Genomic DNA, 22,824 nt, shown 5'->3' with positions numbered 1-22,824 from the left:
ACTCCGGCAGAGTTAAGGGCCAACAGACCGATACTTTTCGACTAATGCCAACGCAATCGCTTCCGTTTCTACATCCGGTACACCACTGAAATCTTGCGCCCTGAAGTGCATCTGAAATGCTTTAATGACCTGGCGAGTTTCATCATCTAGCTCACCTGTCTGTGGGATCTTATAGCCATAGCGAGCCAACGCCTGCTGGATGACAGCAACAGAAGCCTGATGATTTTTATTTCGGCCATCAATATATTTTGTCACTGTCGCGTCATCTGGCCAGGCACCGATACCCTGCTCAGCTAAACGTTTCCATGGGAACAAGGGGCCGGGATCAGATTTTCGCTGGGGAGCAATATCGCTATGAGCAACAACATCTGTCGGGTCAATATTATAACGCTCGACAATGTCCTTGGTTAGCCGCTCAATCAATTGAATCTGTGATTCGTTGTAAGGGTACCACTGCCTGCCCAACATCTTCTCAGTGAACCCCCTATTGACGATTTCAATACCTATCGAGGTGTCATTGAGGCTACTGCGCCCATGCCAATCACTGACACCGGCATGCCAGGCGCGCTGAGACTCAGGAACCAATTGCAAAACCACGGGTTTGCCATCAATGCTATCAGGCTGCGTTTTGACCAGATAATGGGCGCTGACATTGCCATCTTGAGTCAGTATCTTCAGCGATTGAGCATCATCTGTTGCTGTATAGTGAAGAACCAAAAACCTCACCCGCGCATTTTGAGCAATTGAAGGGATGCTGGTATCCACTTTATATTCACCGCGGTCAATCAATTGATGCGGATTATCACGATGAGAACTACTACAACCGGCCAGCAGCAGTAATAGCCCTGTGCTTAATAACTTCCTCATTCTCTTTCTCCCTATAATTATGCTTAAGCACGGTTATAGTGAACCCACTGAATTAAATGGTCCCTCAACAATATATTTAAATGATAACTAATATCACCAGATAATACTTATGTGCAAAAATCTATTCATATCGCCTCGCCGTGTATCCGACTCTCCAACAATAAAAAAACGGCTCCTGATAAGAGGAGCCGTTTGGGATGGGAAGGAATAAATAGTTATAATTAACAGCTGATTAAAAATATCCAATAATTATACAGTATTTACCCTATTAAGTGATTTCCTCAGAAAGGATAATCGCGATAGCCCATCTGCTCTGAAATATTGCGTGCTGCGCGATGTAAAGATTTCACAATATCGCTCTTGCTGTCTTCAGAAAAGCGCAATGTCGGATATGAAATACTTAACCCGGCAATTACGACGCCGAAGCGGTCGAAAACAGGGACTGCGATGCAACGTAAACCTTCTTCTTGCTCTTCAATATCTTCGCCGAAGCCCTGCTCACGGACTTGGTCCAACACCGGCAACAGTTCTGCGGCACTGCCCAAAGTATGTTTGGTGCTGCGAGTAAACTCGATATGAGACAAGATTTCTTCGACTTCACCACGGTCACGCCATGCCAGCAGTACTTTACCAATTGCCGTACTGTGCAGTGGATTACGACGACCAATGCGAGAATGCATCCGCAGGTTATACATAGAATCGATTTTATGGATATAAACAATGCTGTCTTCATCCAAAGCACCCAAGTGAAGAGTTTCACGAGTTTCATTGGATAATTCACGCATTTGTATATCCGCACTACGGATCAAATCAACGTTTTGTAATGCTTTAGCGCCTAACTCAAATAACTTCAGAGTCAGGGAATATTTCTCTGATTCGCCTTCCTGGGCAACATATCCCAAGGACTTCATGGTCTGTAGGAAGCGGTACACTGTACTCTTAGGCATCATTACACGCTGAGAAAGTTCGGTAATACCAATTTCCCGTTCTTCACCCAATGCTTGTAAGATGCCAAAAACTTTCAGAACCGACGAAACAGAGTCGGGCTGTTTATCTAAATCTGCAATAGCCATTTTTTTGTTACCCTACTCAGTTTTCTGTGTTTCATAAAACAATATGTTTTAAAAAAAATAGAACAGTGGTTTTATTATAAAGGGAAGTCGCGAGACTGTGCAATAAACCAATGTGAATAATCGGATAAAAGCCTTGCAGACAGCAAATTAGCCTCTTTCCAAGAAAGAGGCTAGTGCAAAATTCAATTATTTCCAGACTGACTCAGGTAATGTGGCTAAATATAAGGCAGGTTTACCGTGAACATCAGAGGTAAACAGGACTTGCTTATCATCTGGTGTAAAGGAAGGATGTGGATGAGTGACCTGGCGGTCACCTTCAAATACTTTCCATGAGGTGTCGTGGCGAGCAACGCGATGCTGAGTGCCATTCTTCATATTGAAAACATACAAGAAAGGATCATTTTCGATCTTATATCCGCTGTCATCTTGGACATCAACCGGTGCATCAGAACCATCGCCAACCATCAGCGAGCCATCATAGTTACTCATCAGATGTGAACAGGCTGGCATTGAAGTCAATTGGCGGTTTTCCAGCGTCTCTGGGTCAGCGCTGTAAATAAAGCGGTCCGGGCTGCCTTTTAAATAAGAAACATACACCAGCGCTGAGCCATCTGGCACCCAGAATTCGTGTGTGCAGCTTTCACCTTCCGCATGGGTTTTCACCTTGCGCATATTGCTGCCATCTTCATTGATTAGCCACATGCGGGCATCCACTAAATCATGCGGCCCCTCATGACAAAACGCCACGGTGCTATCATCATAAGGACGATAAATCGGATGGCCAAGCCATTGATTTTCTTGTAGAATAACCGTAGATTCTCCGGTTTTAAGATCAACGCGCATCAAGCGGCAGCACGGTTTGGTGAAATAGAACTCATGGAATTTCTTCCAGTCTGTCAGAGGTTGCCAATCTTCACGTTTGATCTCAATGCCAACCAGTTTGGTGCAATCTGAGTTTGCCACCCAAGTGCCGTAACCGACCCACTCTTCCGGCACCTGATAAACCACACTGTCTTCCAAGGTGGCAAGGTCAACGCGCATCAGATTACGGCCATCTTTGACATAAAACAGCGCATCATCCTCTGGAGACAAGAACCCACCAAAGGTATTGTCGCCACGCCCTTCTGTCAGTTGTGTTGCCACCTGAGTGTTAAGATCCAGCAAATAGTAGTTCCACGGGCCATCAAAAGCGCCGCCGAACAACAGTTTGCTACCATCACGGGTGAAACACTTTTGATAGAAATAGTTACGGTGGCAAGTCACATCTGGAGGCGTCAGCCGTGTAACTTGTGCACCGGTAGAGGCATCCTGATAAGTATGAAATGTCAGGGGGATTTGTTTACCTTTAGCCATCCGGAAAGTCCTTAAAATCATCAGAGAATTAAAATTTGCCCGCAGGGGAACCTGTTCGGCTTATACTATCTCACATTATAGAAACGATGTTTCATTTTTCCGTGATCGCGGTTCTATTTTTACTGATTTTAACAAATTATGGTCATTATCAAGTTGTTAATCTAACCCGAAAGGGAAATTCTTTCCGACCTCTCACCGATGATAGTCTGCTGTGAATATATTTTGTCGTAAAAAGGTCTTTTACAAATAACCCGACTTGCAAGGATGCATCCAAACACAATAGCCGTTAGCATAGAACGATTCACCTACCTTATTATTTTTACAGACAAAACCTATGACCCCACCTGTCACCGATGGAATGCCGGTTCCTCAGCGCTATGCTGCAATATTCGTTATTGCTTTAGGTATCATGATAGCGGTGCTGGACGGCACTATCGCCAACGTCGCGTTACCCACGATAGCCCGTGACCTGAATGCCAGCCCGGCCACGTCTATTTGGGTAGTGAATGCTTATCAGCTAGCCATTACCGTATCTTTGCTTTCGATGGCGTCATTAGGTGACATCATTGGTTATCGGCGGGTTTATCAAGCCGGTTTACTGGTATTTAGTGTGACATCACTGTTTTGCGCCCTGTCCGACTCCTTATGGACGCTGACATTGGCTCGCGTGTTGCAGGGGTTTGGTGCCGCCGCGTTGATGAGTGTAAATACCGCCCTGATCCGCATTATTTATCCCAAAGCACAGTTAGGCCGAGGGATTGGCATTAATGCCTTGATTGTGGCGGTCTCTGCCGCCGCCGGGCCAACAATTGCCGCCGCAGTGCTGTCAGTTGCATCTTGGCAGTGGCTATTTGCCATTAATGTGCCCATCGGATTGGTCGCCTGGGGGCTGGGCATGAAGTATTTGCCAGCCAACAATATGAAAAGCAACGGTAACCGTTTCGATATCACCAGTAGCATTATGAATGCGCTGACATTTGGTTTACTGATAACCGCTATCAGTGGTTTTGCTCAAGAGCAAAGCCCGACATTGATTGCCGCCGAAGTGATAGCATTGTTGGTCATCGGCTTTTTCTTTGTGCGCCGCCAACTCAGCCAGCCCTTCCCATTATTGCCGGTCGATTTACTGCGCATTCCTATCTTTGCGCTGTCGATCGGCACATCCGTTTGTTCCTTTGCCGCACAAATGCTGGCAATGGTTTCACTGCCCTTCTTCCTGCAAACCGTGTTGGGGCGTGATGAAGTTGCCACCGGGCTGCTATTAACCCCATGGCCACTCGCCACCATGGTAGTCGCGCCGATCGCCGGCCGATTAGTTGAGCGTTATCATGCCGGATTACTGGGCGGAATTGGCTTAGCGGTATTCTCCAGTGGTTTATTCCTGTTGGCCGTGCTGCCAGCCGACCCCAGTGATGTAGACATCATCTGGCGTATGGTGTTGTGCGGTGCCGGTTTTGGCCTGTTTCAGGCCCCCAATAACCACACGATTATCTCCGCTGCACCACAACATCGTAGCGGTGGAGCCAGTGGGATGCTGGGCACTGCGCGCCTATTAGGGCAGACATCAGGGGCGGCATTGGTTGCCTTGATGTTTAATCTGTTTGCAACCAATGGAACCCATGCATCACTCATACTCGCCGGCTGTTTCGCCAGTATCGCCGCACTGGTAAGCCTATTGCGAGTGAGCCAAAAACGCAGTTAATCTGATTTTAGTGCTAAAAAAACCCCGCCGAAGCGGGGTTTTTTATTGAGTTTCAATGCGCGTTATTTCAGGTACTCACCTGAACGCAAAGCTTCAATACGTTTGTCCAGCGGCGGATGGGACATAAACAGCTCGCTGAATGATTTAGATTTACCGTTAATGCAGAAAGCCATCATGCTACCCGCTTCCTGAGGTTCATAGCTGGTTTTCAACCGCTGCAAGGCCGCAATCATCTTCTCACGCCCAACCAGTCTCGCAGAACCGGCATCGGCATGGAATTCACGATGACGCGAGAACCACATGGTAATAATGCTGGCAAGAATACCAAACACCAATTCCAAGACCATTGAGACAGCAAAGTAAACCATCGGGTTACCGGCGCTGCTTCCTTCATTATCACGATCACCCGACAAGAAGCCGGCTGCCACCTGCGCAATCAGACGCGAAATGAAAATAACGAATGTATTCACAATACCTTGAATCAGGGTCATGGTGACCATATCACCATTCGCCACATGACTGATTTCATGGGCAATAACCGCTTCCGCCTCATCGCGGCTCATGTTCTGCAACAAACCGGTACTGACGGCAACCAGTGACGCATCACGGCGGGCGCCGGTTGCGAAGGCATTAATATCCGGAGCCTGGTAAATAGCCACTTGCGGCATGGCAATACCAGCCTGCTGTGACTGACGGCGCACAGTCTCTAATAACCAGCGCTCAGTTTCATTACGTGGCTGTTCAATAACTTCACCACCGACGGAGCGCAAAGCCATCCATTTGGACATCAGCAACGAAACAAATGCGCCGCCAAAACCAAACAGACCGGCCATAATCATCAGCCCCTGCACACTGCTGGACTGAATACCTGTCAGGCTAAGCACCAACCCGAACACCAACATGACAGCCAGGTTGGTGAGTAGGAATAGAGCGATACGCATCATAAAAATTTATTTCCTTATTCTGTTAATTGACGACCGTATTAAATCAACACCGTATTGAGCCAAAGTTGACATGATGACTTAGCCAAATGACTACTGAGATATGCTGATCGTATGGGCATCTGATAAATTTTCAAGGCTTGTTAAGTTCTAAGAGAGGAAATCAACATAACTTTACAAATTTGGATACTTTTTATTACATCTTGAGCTGTTTTTTCGCCAGATCAGATGAAATGGTATGGAAAAAAAGTAAAAAAAATCCGGGCTCTAAGAACCCGGATCATGTCTATCACCCGCTAATTATTTTGCAGCTGTTGCTGTCGCCGGCGCTGCTGGTTGAGATTCAACCTGCGGCTGCGCTTTTTCTTTATGCGCTAAATCCAATGCAATATGCACCGTTTCATCCAGATAAGGGTCTGGCTCCTGATAGTCTTTTGGCAAATCTTCCAATGACTTCAGCGGCTTTTTACCTTCACGTTTGAAACGCTCATTTAAGCGGTTCAGGCGCGTGGCATCATCATCATGATTCTCTTTTTCGCGCTGGGCGTAGTTGAGAGAAACAATGTTTTTCTTATCTTTCAGAGCTTTATAACGCTCAATATCTTGCTGAATATGCTGGAATTCAGGATCAGCGGTGATACGAGTTGCATGCACTTTGAGTAATTCCGGCTCCAGTGGTTTCAGATCACCCGTCTTGGTATAACTGGCAGCATTGATACTGTCCCAAGGCAAAGCATTATCTTCGAAACTTTCACCGGTTTCTGCCGGATCAACCCCTGTCGGCATCACAATATCCGGGGTAACCCCTTTGCGCTGAGTGCTGCCGCCATCTACCCGATAGAACTTCTGGATAGTATATTGCAGTGAACCCAATGCCGGCCATTCAGGGCGCAGCATCTGATCGTAAATACGATTCAGCGAACGGTACTGTTGCACCGTCCCTTTACCAAAGGTTGGCTCACCGACGATTAATGCCCGGCCATAATCTTGCATTGCCGCCGCGAAAATCTCGGATGCAGACGCACTATAGCGGTCAACCAATACCACCAGCGGGCCTTTGTAATACACCACGCCGTCAGTATCACTGTCTTCTCGCACTTTGCCGTTGTTATCCCGCACCTGAACCACTGGGCCACTCGGAATAAACAGGCCAGACAGAGAAACCGCCTCAGTCAGCGCCCCACCACCATTGCTACGTAAATCAATGATAATACTGCTAACATTCTGTTTTTCCAGCTTTTGTAGCTGTACCTTGACATCTTCTGTCAGGCCAACATAAAAACCGGGAATATCCAGTACACCGACGCGTTCTTTGCCGATGGTTTTCACCGACATTTTCACCGCCCGGTCTTCCAGACGAATACGTTCTCGCGTCAAAGTCACAGTGCGAGGTTTAGTCCCTTTACCGGCAGGTAAAATTTCCAAACGCACTTTGCTGCCTTTCGGCCCTTTAATCAGCGCAACAACATCGTCAAGACGCCAGCCGATGACATCCACCATCGGTTTACCTGTTTGGCCCACACCAATAACCCTATCACCCACGGCAATAGTTTTACTTTTCGCCGCCGGGCCACCCGGAACCATAGAGTTGATTAATGTGTAATCATCATCCATTTGCAGGACTGCACCGATACCTTCCAGAGACAAACTCATTTCGGTGTTGAACTGCTCGGTATTACGTGGCGACAAGTAATTGGTGTGCGGGTCAATTTCGTGTGCAAACGCATTCATAATCAGCTGGAAGACGTCTTCGCTGTTACTTTGCGTCAAGCGCTTAATCGCGGCCTGATAGCGCTTCGTCAGCGTCTCTTTGATTTCTTTATCCGTTTTACCGGTTAACTTCAAATTGAGCTGATCATATTTAACTTTCGCGTCCCAAAGCTTGTTCAGCTCTGCTTCGCTGGTCGGCCAAGGTGCTTTGCTGCGATCAATATCAATGGTGTCATTACCCGTGAAGTCCATTGGCCTGTCCAAAACGGACAATGCATATTGATAGCGTTCAAAACGGCGTTTTTGTGCCAGATTGAATAACGCATATGGCGTATCTAACTGACCGGATTTTAACTCATCGTCCAGCGAATGTTTTTTACCCGCGAACTTTGCCACATCTGATGCCAACAACACGTTATGGCTGTAATCCAGCATGTTGAGGTAGCGATCAAATATTTTGGCGGAAAACTGATCATCCAATGCAAACTGACGATAGTGAGAGCGAGTGAAGCGCGATGTTACGCGCTCACTCACGGTTGCATGCTCTGGTTCCTGGTGTAACTGAGGAAGTTGATCGGCGCGATACGTTGTATCAGCCGCGTAACTTGCCCCCGCCAGTAACAAGCCTGCGATTGCTGTTAGTCTGACAAATTTGTTCATGCCTAGGTTGGCCTCCGTATCAGAACTGCAAGTGTTCTGCGCGCACAATCATCGCCAGACCGGAAGATAGCTGCACCCGTACGCCATCTTTAGCGATTTCTAATACGGTTGCGTCCATCGCGCTCTTGCCTGCTCTGACTTTGATTTCTTGACCAATTTGCAGTTTAGAGATATCTGTGACCGGCACAGGGCGTGGCTGGTTTTCCTCGGCCTGTGGACGAGGTGGCCGAGCTTGTTGCGGGCGAGGTGACTGACGAGGCTTGCGGTTTTCCACAGGCGCACCCGCTTCACGACGCGGCGCAGGTTTTTTACCTGCCGGACGTGGGCGACGTGGCTCTGGGGTTTCACCCGCAGCAATGGCAGCTTCGCGCTTTTTAGCTTGTTGTTCAGCACGTTGTGCTTGAACACGGGCTTTCGCCTCTTCCAGCTGTTTGCGGGCATGTTCTACATGTTGCTCTTCCAGCACACCACAAGGGTTGCCATCCAAATCAACACGTTCAGCACCGACTTTGACCCCATAAAGATAACGCCAGCTTGAGGTGTAGAGACGCAGCGCAGAACGCAATTGCGTTTTGCTTAAATTCTCTTCCCCCTGAACGCGTTCGACCAGATCTTGAAAGATTCCGATCTTCAGTGGACGTGCTTCGCCTTCGGCGGTGAAGCAAAGTGGGAACCGCTCAGCCAAAAAGGCTATGACTTCTTTACTACTGTTCAACTTAGGTTGATTTTCCATGAAATTTCCTGATTACAACGGGTTGCCAACAAGCCGCAGGCATGAACAGGCGTCATTATAATGACGCCATCAGCAATTGCCACGTTATCCGTATATCAACTTGCGGTCTGTGTAACATATTTTGAACTATCACACAGCTCAAGATGCTCGCAAAGCCCCGCCACGACTGAGATTAAGCCTAATTCGTCGTCTTTATCGAAACGATCATAAACAATGCTATCGATATCCAAAACGCCGATAACTTTTCCCTTAACTGTGATTGGCAGCACAATTTCTGCATTACTGGCCGCATCACAAGCGATATGACCGGGGAATGCATGCACATCACCGACCCGCTGAACGCGATTTTCTGCCACAGCAGTTCCACATACTCCCTTCCCGACAGGAATTCGCACACAGGCGATTTTTCCCTGAAAAGGGCCTAACACCAATTGATTACCATCGAGCAAATAAAAACCCGCCCAATTCAAACCATCAAGACGTTCATAAACTAAGGCGCTGGCATTAGCCAATGTGGCGATGAAATTGGTTTCACCTGCAATCAGGGCACTCAAGTCACGTTTTAATTCCGCGTAGAATTCTGCTTTTTTCATGTAATGACCGTTAGAAACCTAAGAATAGCCAGAGGCAATTGTTACGCCTAGCTTATATAAAATAATCATTAAATGCGTATTGCTACAAGGTTATTCGGCGCTTCCCCTGCAAAAGAGTTGCCGACATCGTGAGTTTGGCCCTTTTTGCCCCTTGTTTTGACTCATTGCTCTGCTACCATCCGCGTTATTCTTGCTATACCCTAACTCATTCGAGTTGCACGAGGCGGCAAGCGAAAGCCCCCCGATGAGCTTACAATAAAGAAGTGATTCGGATGACAAATGGGTCGGGAATCGATTTGAACGCGGTTTGTCGCAGCCTCGCAAAGGCGAGGCTCATGGTGGACGGGCAAAGTAACTCACATAGCCAACGCCCCAGCAGTTTGAAGTATGACGTGAAAACCGGAGTCAGGACTAGGGTGCTTAATAGATGAAGATACATGCCATTCAACGCCCATTGTCCACAGCGCGGGTTCAACGATGCTGCCAGTGTGATGCGCTGTTTACCCTGCCACCGCTGAATGGCAGGCAGACGGCGTATTGCCCGCGTTGCAGTGCGAAAATAGCCAGCGGGCGCGATTGGTCACTGACTCGCCTAACTGCTATTGCCGTCGCCATGCTGTTGTTGATGCCATTTGCGTTTACCGAGCCACTAATTACTATTCGCCTGCTCGGCACGCGCATTGATGCCAGTTTGCTGGAGGGGATCTGGCAAATGAGTCGTCAGGGCCACCCGATCACGGCCAGCATGGTGGCCTTTTGTATTCTGGGCGCCCCGATTACCCTCACCATTTCAATCCTGTATCTGCGTATTGGTAGCCGGATTGGTATGAACTTGCGGCCAATCTTACTGATGCTGGAGAGGTTGAAAGAGTGGGTAATGCTGGATATCTATCTTATCGGCATGGCCGTGGCCTGTATTAAAGTGAAAGAATACGCCGACGTGATGCCCGGTAGCGGGCTAATCGCCTATCTGACGTTAACATTGCTCAGTATTCTGGCGCTGGTGCATTTGAATCTGGAACAATTGTGGGAGCGATTTTATCCGCAAGAGCAACCCCCCGGCCCCCGAGAAACACTGCGCGTTTGTCTCTCTTGTCATTACACTGGGCATCCTGATGCGCTAGGGCGCTGCCCGCGTTGCCATATCCCTTTGCGCTATCGTCGTCGCCACAGTATCCAAAAAACTTGGGCGGCATTAATTGCCTCTATCGTGTTGCTGTTGCCTGCCAACTTATTGCCGATATCAATTGTTTATGCCAACGGCACTCGTATGGAGGATACTATTTTCTCAGGTGTGGTTTCCCTCGCTTCATCGGGTAACCTGCCAATTGCTGCCGTGGTATTCATCGCCAGTGTGCTGGTGCCCTTTACCAAAATCATTGTCTTGATAACATTGCTGCTCAGCATTCATCTTAAGACACAGCACAGTCTGAAAACCCGAATGCGGCTGCTACGCCTGATTACCTGGATTGGCCGTTGGTCAATGTTAGATCTCTTTGTTATTGCACTAATGATGTCGCTGATTAATCGTGATCAGCTCCTTTCCTTCACTATGGGGCCAGCAGCCTTCTATTTTGGGTCTGCGGTCATTTTGACTATCCTTGCTGTTGAATGGCTGGATAGCCGATTGATTTGGGATGCACATGCAACAGGAAACGCCGAGTACACCGACTGAGGCACAAATTAAACATAAACGCCGGATATCGCCTTTCTGGTTGTTGCCTTTTATTGCCCTGCTGATTGCGGGGTGGCTGGTTTATAACAACTGGCAAGAACGTGGCACCGAAGTCACTATTGACTTCCAGTCTGCGGCTGGGATTGTTGCAGGGCGTACCCCGATTCGGTATCAAGGTGTGGAAGTTGGGATGGTGCAATCCATTAGTCTGGATGATGACCTGCGCAATATTAAAGTTACCGCCAGTATCAAAAATGACATGGAGGATTCGCTACGCGAAGGAACTCAATTTTGGTTAGTGACGCCAAAAGCCTCTCTGGCGGGGGTTTCCGGTCTGGATGCTTTGGTGGGCGGTAACTATATCGGGATGATGCCGGGAGAAGGCAAACCTCAGAGCCACTTCACGGCACTGGATACGCAACCCAAATTCCGCCTCAATACCGGCGAGTTAATGGTTCATCTGCATGCATCGGATTTAGGTTCGCTCAATAGTGGATCACTCGTGTATTACCGTAAAATTCCGGTGGGTAAAGTCTACGATTACAACATCGCACCTGATAATAATGGAGTAGTCATTGATGTGCTGATTGACCGGCGCTTTGCCAAACTGGTCAAAAATGATACTCGTTTTTGGAATGTGTCTGGTTTTAAAGGTGATTTCAGCCTCAATGGCGCATCCGTACAAATGGAGAGTCTGGCCGCATTGGTCAATGGTGCCATTGCCTTTGACTCGCCACCAAACAGCCAGAATGCAAAGCCAGACCAGCCTTTCCAGCTTTACACAGATTTGGCACATAGCAAGCGCGGTGTGGCTATCACGTTGGATTTACCCAGTGGCAGCAGCTTGAGCGAGGGGCGCACTCCACTGATTTATCAAGGGTTACAAGTGGGCACCCTGACCAAAATGGCACTCCAGCCAGACAGCAAAGTCACTGGCGAACTGACCATTGACCCGTCGGTGGTGGATTTAATGCGTACTGGTACGCGTATTGAAATGAATAGCCCACGAATTAGTCTTAATGATGCCAAATTGAGTGAGCTTTTAACTGGCAATACTCTGGAGCTCATCCCCGGCGAGGGCGAACCACAACAGCGCTTTACCGTGCTGCCCAGCAGTAAAAGCCTGTTACAGCAGCCCAATGTGCTCGAATTGCAATTAACAGCACCGGAAAGCTATGGCATTGATGTCGGCCAGCCCATCTCACTGCATGGTATTAAAATTGGTCAGGTATTAACTCGCGAGCTCTCCGCCAATGGCGTGAGTTTTACCGCCGCTATTGAAGCGAAATATCGGCATTTGGTGCATCAAGACAGTAAGTTTGTCGTGAACAGCCGCATTGAGGTAAAACTCGGTATTGATGGCGTTGATATACAAGGAGCCAGCGCACAAGAGTGGATTGATGGCGGTATTCTGATTCTGCCGGGCGGCAAAGGCGCAGCACTCAGCAAGTATCCACTGTATAGCAGTATAGACAAAGCGACGGATGGGATTTTAGGCAATGGCCCGGCCACCACGCTATCACTGACGGCAACTAGCCTGCCCGATGTGCAAACCGGCTCAGTGGTGTTGTATCGCAAGTTTCAGGTGGGTGAAATAACCCATATCAAACCGAAAGCCAATGAGTTTGAAGTGGATGTGTACATTCAGCCGGAGTATCGCAAGCTACTGACCGATAAGAGCATCTTCTGGGCCGAGGGCGGCGCGAAAGTGCAGTTGAACGGGAGCGGCCTGACCGTGCAAGCCTCCCCGCTGAACCGGGCATTAAAAGGGGCAATCAGCTTTGATAATCTCGAGGGTGTCACGCTAGATAAAGGCGCGAAACGCACTCTTTATGCTAATGAAACCGCTGCGCGTGCGGTCGGCAGCCAGATTATCTTGCGCACCTTTGATGCCAGCAAACTGGCAACAGGCATGCCAATTCGCTATCTGGGTATCAATATTGGGCAGGTTGAATCACTGAAACTGGCCCCCGAGCGCAATGAGGTGTTAGCCAAAGCCGTGCTCTATCCCGAATACGTACAGAGCTTTGCGCGTGCGGGCACCCGCTTCTCGATTGTGTCACCGGAGATCTCCGCCGCAGGGGTCAATAATCTGGATACCCTGTTCCAGCCCTATATTAATGTAGAGCCGGGTAAAGGTGGCACATTGCGTTCATTTGAGCTGCAAACCGCCACTATTACGGATTCGCGCTATCTTGATGGCCTGAGCATTATTCTTGATACGGCAGAGGCAGGATCATTGCAAATTGGCACGCCGGTCTTGTTCCGTGGGCTGGAAGTGGGGACGGTGACTGGGTTTAATCTGGGGGCGATGTCTGATCGGGTACAAGTCTCTTTGCGCATCAGTCAGAAATTCCAACAGCTGGTGCGGCAGAATTCGGTTTTCTGGTTGGCATCGGGCTATAACCTTGAATTTGGCCTGACGGGTGGAGTGGTGAAAAGTGGCACCTTCCAGCAGTTTATTCGCGGAGGTATTGCTTTCGCCACGCCACCGACCACGCCACTGGCACCGAAAGCCAGTGTGAATCAACACTTCTTGCTTAACCCGGAAGAGCCGAAAGACTGGCGAAACTGGGGAACCGCGATCCCACGGTTCTAGTCCTGATGACCTATCAGGGGGGCGCGAATGTGTCGCCCTGATAGGTATTCCCACACACATCCAGTACACATTGGCGCAACCAGCGGTGGGCCGGGTCAGCATCCATTCGCGGGTGCCAGAGCATCGAAACCGTCATAATCGGTGAGGTTATTGGCAGCGGAAAACTGAACATCCCACTGCGCAGATTCAAGGTGTGCCGTTCCGGTACCGTGGCCACCAAATCCGAGCCTTTCACCAAGGCCAACGCGGTCGAGATGCCGTCCACATAAGTCACCCCGTTTCTTTCCAGCCCGACTAACTGCAAAGCATCATCAACCGGCCCTTTATGGCCCTGACGCCGTGAAATCATAATATGATCTTGGCGAGCATAGCGCTCGGGTGATATCTCCCCTTCGCACAGTGGATGCCCCGCCCTGACAACACCAATGAAGCTATCGCGAAATAGCCCGCGCGTGCGCAACTCAGGGCTGGCCGACGCCCCCACAACACCGGTTTCCAGATCGACAATGCCATCGCGAAGTAATGCACTGTCTTTGTTCATCTTTTGCATAAAACACAGCCGCACACCCGCAGCATCTTGGTTAACCCGCGCCAACAGCGCCGCACCAAAATTTTCGACAAAACCATCACTGGTACGCAATGTAAAAATGCGTGTTAGCTGGGCAAGATCCAGTTTCTCCGCCGGGCGCAGCACAGATGTCGCGTCCTGCACCAATTGGCTAACCTGCTCACGCAACTCAAGTGCTCTGGGGGTAGGAACCAGCGCCCGCCCCGCTCTCACCAACAATGGGTCACCGGTGGTCTGGCGCAATCTCGCCAGCGCGCGGCTCATCGCCGATGGGCTTAGCCCCAATCGTTGGGCGGCAAGTACCACACTGCCTTCCGCAAGCAGAACATTGAGCGTGATTAATAAATTGAGATCAGGTTTTGTCATCTCATGACTCTAGCACAATCCGCCGTGACATGGCGTTGGATGCAGTAATAAGCTGCATCTCGTGCGTCTTCCGCCCTGTCACACAATGAAATAGTCTCCTGAATAGGTCTTTTGGGAGCTCGCTAAAAATGAAAATCAATACCCGTAACAGTCATTCACTTACCGTTGAAAACGCCGCCCTACGAAAAATACTGCTCTGCCTCTCACTGCCGATGCTGCTTTCCTCATTAGCCACCAGCATCGCCAATGTGGGATTACCCACGTTAACACGAACTTTTGATGCCTCTTTTCAAGACGCGCAGTGGGTGATATTGGCCTACTTATTGGCGATTACCACATCGGCCATCAGTATTGGCCGAATGGGAGATATCATCGACAAACGCCAATTATTAAAAGTGGGGATCACACTCTTCACCGTGGCCTCTCTGGGCTGCGCCTTTGCCCCCAGCATTGGAGTATTGATTACCGCCCGCATCCTGCAAGGGCTGGGGGCCGCCGCCATGATGACACTCACTTTGGCACTGGTCGGTGAAACAGTCGGTCAGGAAAAAACCGGGCGCGCCATGGGGATGCTCGGCACAGTATCCGCTATCGGAACCGCCCTTGGCCCCTCTCTCGGCGGCATGCTCATTGCGGGCTTCGGTTGGCCTGCCATGTTCTTCATCAATATTCCTTTTGGCTTATTGGCCTTGTTCCTCATCTCACGTTACTTACCTGCCAGTCACACTCAATTACCTCACTCTCATTCTGGTTTTGATCCCATCGGAATGATACTGCTGGGCTTGACTCTCGCGCTATATACGCTGTCCATGACTTTGGGGCATGGCACATTCAGTGCCCATAACTGGATACTATTAGGGGCCGCGGCCCTCGGCGGGGGATTATTTATCTGGGCAGAAAAAAGAGCGAAATCCCCCTTAATTCAGGCCCCCCTATTACAGCACCCGGTGTTGCGCGCAGGATTAATCATAAGCGCATTGGTCACCACCATCATGATGTCCACCCTGATTGTCGGGCCATTTTATCTTTCCCGCGCCCTGGGCTTACGCACTGAATGGGTTGGGTTAGCGATGTCTGCTGGCCCAATAATGGCGGCGTTAAGCGGTGTTCCGGCGGGTTACTGGGTGGATAAATTGGGGGCCAGAATAATGGTTACCGGCGGATTAGGGGGGATAACTGTCGGCACCCTGCTCTTGGCGATAATCCCCGCTAATTTTGGCGTACTCGGCTATATCGTGCCGGTGTGTGTGATGACTATCGGCTATGCCACCTTCCAGGCAGCCAATAATACCCAGATGATTAAGTCGGTGAGTGCGGATAGACGAGGTGCCGTTTCCGGTATGCTCAACCTTTCACGCAACCTTGGGCTTATCACTGGCGCATCCGTCATGGGCGCGGTCTTCGCTTTCGCATCAGCAACTGAAGATATTCAATTAGCCAGCGCAATAAATATTACCCAAGGTATGCAATTTACTTACGGTGTGGCGGCACTATTGGCGGTGATCGGGTTGGGAATTTCTGCAACCCACTTCAGAAGCGAAACTAATCAATAAAGATTTTTTGCTCTATAGATGCATCTCAATTATAACGCTGCTGAATGGATTCATATTAAGAATTAAAAGCCAAAAACATCAATTTATCTTGAATGTAGGGATTAACCCATCCCTCTTGTTTTTCCAGCAAAATACACAATAAATGATAGATATGAGATGGATGAGTAATTTTTTGATCAAAATTGAACACTTTTCTAATCTTACTGCTATTAATTAATCATCTGGTTTTTTTAATTATTTTTGCCGTAAACATCAGTTTCGCTACGTCATTGGCGCAACTTAACGCGATATTACTTGGCTGTAAATTATATGATTAAGGATGAAACAATGAAGAAACCTTTACTTATTCTTAGTGCTATAGTTTTACTACAGTCAGCTCCCTCAGTAGAGAGTGCGGGAACGGTCACTGGGACATTAGGCGCATCTCTCACGATTATTACAGGATGTTATATCAATGACGGGACGACTCCTGGCGGGTTAACAAACTTAGGCACCATCAATTTCGGCACCGTCGCGACCTTAAATGCCGCCCTGAAACAGGCCTACAGCAGCACAACCAATGGCGCGCTGAATTTATACTGTAGTGCTGGTACAGCCTACAATATTGGAATTGATAACGGCGCACATGCGTTGAGTACCCAGCGCCGCTTATCTGGCGGGACAAGTGAGTTTGTAAATTATAATTTGTATAAAGACAGTGGATATTCCCAAGCATGGGGAACCACAGGCTCTGGTCTGCTCGCCGGCACCGCGGCTGCAATAGGTACCGCCATCCCCCTCACCGTTTATGGTGAAGTTCCTATACAGGCTACGCCAAGTGTCAGCACTTATACCGATACGGTAAACGTGACTGTCAATTGGTAGTCAATATGACATTAGATACTCATCCGGGTAACTCGCTGACTATTGACGATAAAAAACGGCTTTTGTGGTTAATCGTCGGCCTGCTATTACTGCGCACTTATCCGGTGTATGCCGTCTCTAAAACGGCCAATATCAATGTCAATGCGACATTATTGCCAACCTGTATTGCCGGCACGACCGTCGGTGGCTCCACCACCTTTGGCACCTTGAATTTTGGCTCAGCGACTGTGCTAAACGCCCCGATAGCAGTTATCGGCCAGGCCAATACCGGGGCGATTTCCGTGCAATGCAGTAAAAACACCAGCTTTACCGTGTTGCTCAGTGCCGGACAAAGCGGCAGTGTCAATGGCCGCTATTTGGCCGGTGGCCCGACAAGTCAACATGTGAATTACAACCTGTATACCGACTCCGCCCACAGTCAGATTTGGGATAATACCGTGGGTGTCTCACAGGTTGCTACCGGGCAACCCATGACCCTCCCCGTGTATGGACTGATCCCGATACAAAGCACGCCAGCGGCGGGTGTTTATACCGACACAATTCAAGTCACTGTTAACTGGTAGGGAGGAAACAATATGATGCACGGCAGTTTCTATCCCACCTTAATTCAATTACTGGTGTTGAGTTTATTGGGCTTATCCGTGTCGGGCAGTTATGGGGAAACCTTAAGCAGCCCCTTTGCAGTCAAAGCCACAATATTACCCGGCTGCATCTTGGGAAGCGGCACGGCTGATAGCAACAGTTTTGGCACACTGAATTTTGGCAATGTCTCTTCACTGGCAACAGCAATTAATATCGTCTCCAGCCAAAATGCCGGTTCAATCATTATTCAGTGCAGTGGTACGCCCAGCATCACTCTGGCGTTAAATAGCGGCGCAAATACTACCGGCAATATTTCTGCCGGTCGGCGGCTACTCAATAGCACTACCGGTGAATACCTGTTTTATCAAATATTCCAAGACAGCGCCCGCAGTGTTATTTGGGGCAATGGCAGTAACGGCGGAACCGCGCAAGTCATTAGTGCGAATAGTACCTTGCAGCAAATCATTCTATACGCGCAATTGTTTGCCACCAGTGCCCTCCCTACGGCGGGAAATTACACAGATACATTATTAGTGACTGTCACTTATTAAATGACTCTTTATTTAATATGGGTACTTTACCGACAAGGAGTTCACCATGATTAAATTAACATCACTCTCTTCAGTGGTTTTATTCGCGACAACATTGGCCAGCAACTCACTTTATGCGGCCTCTTCAGTGCTTATCTGGCCTATAGATCCGGTGATAAACAGTCATGAGAAAGCCACCGCGCTGTGGCTGGAAAATAAAGACAGCCAGCCCGTTTACATGCAAATTCGTGTATTAGGGTGGCAACAAAAAGCCGGGCAGGAAGATTACAGTCATCAGTCAGCAATCCTTGCCAGCCCGCCAGTTGCGACTATTTTACCCGGTAAACGCCAGTTGATCCGACTGATTAAAAATACGCAGGTGCCCGCTGGGCAGGAGCAAGCATTCAGGGTGCTGATTGATGAAATCCCGCGCAAAGACCCCAATGAAGATGCGCCCATGCCCGATTTGAATATGGGGCTGAAGTTTCAGATGCGCTATTCCATCCCTTTATTTATCTATGGTGAAGGGCTGAAATCTGAAGATGCCAATAACCCAGCCACCTTTTTCCCACTGAGTCTCGGCTACAAACTCATTCAGGATAACGGGAAAACATGGTTGTCCATTCGCAATCAAGGGCAGACTCACGCCCGGATTTCCCGCGTTAGCTTACAAAATAAAAACATGAATAGCGGGCTGATGGGCTATGTTTTGCCAGGTAATGAAATGCGCTTTCTCATTCCTGCTTCAGCCAGTATGGGGCCATTGACTGCGCTGGTGAATAGTAATCCCAAACCTATAGTTATTCCCCATCAATAGACGGGCCAGATAAAAGCCATTATCGATTAATGCACAGGTAATGCATTGATAAACGGGAATAACTGTCAATACGCTAGGGTCTGGGATGATGATCAACTTTAGGCTGTCGCCAATTTTGACATTGATGTATGCCTCAATGATATCCCCCGTATTCATACCACTAACGGTAAGAGGGGGGGATTTGCCGCCTCCGCCATCAGCTGCGGTGATGCCTGACACGACCTTATATCTTGAGCTGGTCGTCAATGGGCGTCACTTCGGCGAAGCTGTGCCCGTGGTGTATCGCGACGGACATTATTTTCTGACACCTGAGCAGTTAAAAGCGGTGGGTTTCCCCTCATCGGCTCTAAATACGACAGACGTTGCTATTGATACTATGGATAAAGTGCATGTCACCTATCAAGGTGACAGCCAGAAGTTGCTCATTGATATCCCTAGCGAATGGTTGCCACAACAGCGGGTAAACCTCGCCGCAACAGAGGATTATCAACGGGCGCAAAGCAGCCTCGGCCTGCTATTTAATTATGATGTCTATGCCAGTCAGGGGAATAATAGCGGCCAACCCAGTAATACATCGGCCTGGAGTGAGCTGCGCCTGTTTGACCACTTCGGCTTGATCAGTAACACCGGGATTTATCGCGCTAACCTGACGGATACCGATAACATTACCGTCGAAAAAGGGTATATCCGCTACGATACTCAGTGGCGATTAAATGATGAAAATCACATGCTGAGCTACACGGCTGGCGACCTGATAACCGGCTCACTCCCGTGGAGCAGTTCAGTGCGATTGGGGGGGCTTCAGGTATCACGTAACTTTGCCATTCGCCCGGACTTAGTGACTTATCCACTGCCCCAGTTTGCCGGTCAGGCCGCCATCCCCAGCACGGTTGATCTCTATATTGATAACTTCAGAACTCAATCCACCGCCGTTAACCCCGGCCCGTTTGTCATTGATAATGGCCCCAGAATCAATGGTGCCGGCCAAGCGACTGTTGTCACCACCGATGCATTAGGACGCCAGGTCAGCACCTCAATCCCCTTCTATGTTGCCAGTGATTTGCTTAAGCCCGGCTTATGGGATTTCAGCCTGGCGAGCGGCATGTTGCGCCAAAACTACGGTATTCGTTCTGCTGATTATGGTGACCTAGTTGCCAGCGGAGTGCTCCGTTACGGCGCGACCCCTTGGCTGACACTGGAAGGCCGGTCTGATGTCGCCAGACAGTTGAATGTCGCGGGAAGTGGCGTCAGTTTACGTGTCGGAAATTATGGTGTTCTGAATAGTTCTTACAGTATCAGCCATGCCGGTGATGAGGTATTGGGGAGCGGGATAGCCCCCACTGAAACAGATGTTAATACACCGCCATCTTCCTCCGCTCAGCGCTACGGCGGGCGCGGTAATCAATACTCGCTGGGCTACAGCTATAGCAATGCGTTTTTCAGCTTAAATGCACAGCGCATTAACCGCAGCGAAAATTACGGTGATCTGGCAAATTATAAAAGTGAATACCGGCCCAGTCGCCGGACTGATCAAATCACTGGAAGCCTGGGGTTGGGGGCATATGGCGCTATCGGTTCAGGTTATTTTGATGTCCGTGATGCATTAGGGAAACGCACACGGCTGGTTAATATTAGCTACAGCACTTCCGTATTGGGCAATACCAGCTTTTATTTCTCGGTCAACCGGGAGCTGGGCAGCAAAGGCTATAACGCGCAGATGGTATTCAGCATTCCTCTCGGTGATTGGGGCGCGGGGAGCATTAGTAGTATGCGTGACACCAATAATAGCTGGAGCCAGCGGGTCAACTATAGCCGTGCAACCCCGACCAACGGCGGGCTGGGCTGGAATCTGGCCTATGCTAATGGCACGGGTGAAAGCAGCAGCTATCAGCAAGCTGACCTCATCTGGCGAACGCGGGTGATGGAAAGCCGGGTCGGTATCTATGGCAATGCAAGCGATTACCGTAGCTGGGGCGAAGTCAGTGGATCACTGGTCGTCATGAACCATGGGGTATATGCCAGCAACACAATCAATGATGCCTTCGCACTGGTATCAACCCGTGGTTTTAGCCAAATCCCTGTCAGTTACGAAAATCAGCTAATAGGCACAACCAATAATGACGGTTATTTATTAATTCCTAATGTCACTTCTTATTATCAGGCAAAATTCCAAATTGACCCAATGAGCCTACCGGCAGATGTTACCATGCCAGAAGTTGAGCGACGTTTGGCAATTAGTGAACGCAGTGGCTATTTAATCGACTTCCCGCTGGAGCAAATTACTGCCGCGATCCTGCATATTACCGATGAATCCGGCAAAGACTTGCCTAAAGGCAGCCCGGTATTTACCTCTGATCCCAAACCCGTCAGTTATGTCGGCTGGGACGGCATTACTTATATTGAGCAAGCGAAACCACAAAATAAATTGAAAATAATCCGAGCTGATAATGGTGCTTATTGCAACCTACAATTCGGCCTGAAGGCCCATTCAGGGATACAACATATAGGTACCGTGAAATGTATATAAGTCAACACTGGCGAAAATAATGGAGAAAATATGATTCTGCATAAAATCGGAAAGAAAGGTGCAAATAATCGCTCGCTCATTGGCGCGTTGCTGATATTACTAATATGCCTTATTGCTCCTCCCGCCCAAGCTGACTCTTGCACTTTTTCCCCCGGCACAGTCACTCTGCCGCCAAGTTCGTCGGTGGTCGCCAATACCACGGCGGTCAATGCCCAAGGGACTACGGCCATGACATGCACCGGAGCATTAATATCTATTTCACTATTAGGTACATTTACATTATCCGCAACAATATCCAGCACAACCAATAATCTTAACCTCAAAAACGCGGCTGGCGACCTCATCCCCTACTCTATTTATCGCACCGGGACATTTAGCCCGGCGTTACTGGTCGGCAATAAATTGGATTATAGCGGTTCAAACCTGTTAACCATTAATTTAGGGACACTGAGTGCAAATTTACCTATCTATATTCGCACAGGTATTAACGGGGTTATCAATACCAATATAAGCGCAGGAACCTATACAGATGTGATTAATTTGGCCTGGAATTACAACATTTGTAAACTGCTGGGTGCCCTGGGGATCTGCACGAACTCTTGGACAGGAAACGGAACAGGTACTGATATCTCCACTGTCACCGTCACCCTGGTGGTCAGCAAAGATTGCGCCATTAATAGCTCCCCAGATGTGAACTTCGGTGGTTTTGCTTTAGTGGGCCAATTCAACCCCGTTAGCCAAAATATCACCCTCACCTGCACTAAAGGCTCGACTTTTAATACTTATGTCACGCCCGGGGATAACCCGGTGACCAATTGGCGACAAATGAAACTGAATGCCACCACTGCCACTGACTATTTGCAATATCAGCTGTATCAGGGCGCTTCCGGCACCACGCTATGGAACTCAACTTCAATGCAAACAGGGTCGGGCACCGGCAGTCCACAATCTATTCCTTATCGGGCCGTTATTAACCCCAATCAGAACCAACGGACTCCTGGCGACTATCAGGATAATGTCAGTTTGGTACTTGTGTATTAATTGTTAATTTTTAAAGAGAGAACATTTGCCAAAAATTAAAATTATTCGCAACTATTTTCCTTTATTTCTC

General features: G+C 48.8%; 18 protein-coding genes. 10 read left to right on the top strand and 8 right to left on the bottom strand.

Annotated features, from left to right (window positions below; all coding sequences use genetic code 11):
• Positions 1-12 precede the first annotated feature (12 nt).
• The 3 genes from F0T03_RS09715 to ogl all read right to left on the bottom strand — a co-directional run bounded on the left by F0T03_RS09715 (position 13) and on the right by ogl (position 3,293).
• A complete protein-coding gene (locus F0T03_RS09715; RefSeq protein ID WP_159678096.1) occupies positions 13-867 on the bottom strand; it encodes an N-acetylmuramoyl-L-alanine amidase in 855 nt (284 codons plus the stop codon).
• Positions 868-1,148: 281 nt separating this feature from the next.
• Positions 1,149-1,940, bottom strand: a complete 792-nt coding sequence (kdgR, locus tag F0T03_RS09710) for a DNA-binding transcriptional regulator KdgR (protein ID WP_145555527.1) — start codon at positions 1,938-1,940, stop codon at positions 1,149-1,151.
• Positions 1,941-2,126: 186 nt separating this feature from the next.
• Positions 2,127-3,293 carry an oligogalacturonate lyase gene (gene ogl, locus F0T03_RS09705; protein ID WP_159678094.1) on the bottom strand — a complete coding sequence of 389 codons (1,167 nt, stop codon included), beginning with the start codon at positions 3,291-3,293 and terminating at the stop codon, positions 2,127-2,129.
• Between the two features lie 334 nt (positions 3,294-3,627).
• Between ogl and F0T03_RS09700 the strand changes: the two genes are divergently transcribed.
• Positions 3,628-4,995 carry an MFS transporter gene (locus F0T03_RS09700; protein ID WP_145555525.1) on the top strand — a complete coding sequence of 456 codons (1,368 nt, stop codon included), beginning with the start codon at positions 3,628-3,630 and terminating at the stop codon, positions 4,993-4,995.
• A gap of 62 nt (positions 4,996-5,057) precedes the next feature.
• Here F0T03_RS09700 and htpX read toward each other — a convergent pair whose 3' ends face one another.
• From htpX to F0T03_RS09680, 4 genes are all read right to left on the bottom strand, one after another.
• Positions 5,058-5,939: a protease HtpX gene (gene htpX, locus F0T03_RS09695; protein ID WP_145555524.1), complete on the bottom strand. Its 882-nt coding sequence runs from the start codon at positions 5,937-5,939 to the stop codon at positions 5,058-5,060.
• A gap of 297 nt (positions 5,940-6,236) precedes the next feature.
• On the bottom strand, positions 6,237-8,306 hold the full coding sequence (prc, locus tag F0T03_RS09690) for a carboxy terminal-processing peptidase (protein ID WP_159678092.1): 2,070 nt from the start codon (positions 8,304-8,306) through the stop codon (positions 6,237-6,239).
• Positions 8,307-8,325: 19 nt separating this feature from the next.
• Positions 8,326-9,039 (bottom strand): RNA chaperone ProQ, encoded by a 714-nt coding sequence (gene proQ / locus F0T03_RS09685; protein WP_004706516.1) that lies wholly within the window; start codon positions 9,037-9,039, stop codon positions 8,326-8,328.
• Between the two features lie 95 nt (positions 9,040-9,134).
• The gene (locus F0T03_RS09680; RefSeq protein ID WP_159678090.1) at positions 9,135-9,632 is read right to left on the bottom strand and encodes a GAF domain-containing protein; all 498 of its coding nucleotides are present in this window, start codon (positions 9,630-9,632) and stop codon (positions 9,135-9,137) included.
• A 427-nt stretch (positions 9,633-10,059) separates the two neighbouring features.
• Here F0T03_RS09680 and yebS point away from each other — a divergent pair, with 427 nt between their 5' ends.
• Positions 10,060-11,307, top strand: a complete 1,248-nt coding sequence (gene yebS / locus F0T03_RS09675) for a membrane integrity lipid transport subunit YebS (protein ID WP_145555521.1) — start codon at positions 10,060-10,062, stop codon at positions 11,305-11,307.
• Complete coding sequence (locus F0T03_RS09670) at positions 11,276-13,906, top strand: PqiB family protein (RefSeq protein ID WP_159678088.1); 2,631 nt, start codon at positions 11,276-11,278, stop codon at positions 13,904-13,906. The genes yebS and F0T03_RS09670 overlap by 32 nt, the downstream gene beginning before the upstream one ends.
• A 13-nt stretch (positions 13,907-13,919) precedes the next feature.
• Here the strand turns inward: F0T03_RS09670 and F0T03_RS09665 are convergent, their stop codons facing one another.
• Entirely contained in the window at positions 13,920-14,840 is a 921-nt protein-coding gene (locus F0T03_RS09665) for a LysR family transcriptional regulator (protein WP_159678086.1), read from the bottom strand.
• A 128-nt stretch (positions 14,841-14,968) separates the two neighbouring features.
• Between F0T03_RS09665 and F0T03_RS09660 the strand changes: the two genes are divergently transcribed.
• From F0T03_RS09660 to F0T03_RS09630, 7 genes are all read left to right on the top strand, one after another.
• Positions 14,969-16,393, top strand: a complete 1,425-nt coding sequence (locus F0T03_RS09660) for an MFS transporter (protein WP_159678084.1) — start codon at positions 14,969-14,971, stop codon at positions 16,391-16,393.
• 327 nt (positions 16,394-16,720) lie between these two features.
• A complete protein-coding gene (locus tag F0T03_RS09655; protein ID WP_162526927.1) occupies positions 16,721-17,257 on the top strand; it encodes a Csu type fimbrial protein in 537 nt (178 codons plus the stop codon).
• 5 nt (positions 17,258-17,262) lie between these two features.
• Positions 17,263-17,820, top strand: a complete 558-nt coding sequence (locus F0T03_RS09650) for a Csu type fimbrial protein (protein WP_145555516.1) — start codon at positions 17,263-17,265, stop codon at positions 17,818-17,820.
• A gap of 12 nt (positions 17,821-17,832) precedes the next feature.
• A complete protein-coding gene (locus F0T03_RS09645) occupies positions 17,833-18,390 on the top strand; it encodes a Csu type fimbrial protein (RefSeq protein ID WP_159678080.1) in 558 nt (185 codons plus the stop codon).
• Between the two features lie 46 nt (positions 18,391-18,436).
• On the top strand, positions 18,437-19,186 hold the full coding sequence (locus tag F0T03_RS09640) for a fimbrial biogenesis chaperone (protein WP_159678077.1): 750 nt from the start codon (positions 18,437-18,439) through the stop codon (positions 19,184-19,186).
• Between the two features lie 85 nt (positions 19,187-19,271).
• Positions 19,272-21,713 (top strand): fimbria/pilus outer membrane usher protein, encoded by a 2,442-nt coding sequence (locus F0T03_RS09635; protein WP_159678075.1) that lies wholly within the window; start codon positions 19,272-19,274, stop codon positions 21,711-21,713.
• A gap of 30 nt (positions 21,714-21,743) precedes the next feature.
• Positions 21,744-22,754, top strand: coding sequence for a Csu type fimbrial protein (locus F0T03_RS09630; protein ID WP_159678073.1), 1,011 nt, complete (start codon positions 21,744-21,746; stop codon positions 22,752-22,754).
• Positions 22,755-22,824 lie beyond the last annotated feature (70 nt).

Source organism: Yersinia canariae (genome assembly GCF_009831415.1).
In the GTDB taxonomy this organism is placed as follows: domain Bacteria; phylum Pseudomonadota; class Gammaproteobacteria; order Enterobacterales; family Enterobacteriaceae; genus Yersinia; species Yersinia canariae.
The sequence above is the reverse complement of the archived record's forward strand: the minus strand, read 5'-3'. Positions and strand labels throughout refer to the sequence as shown.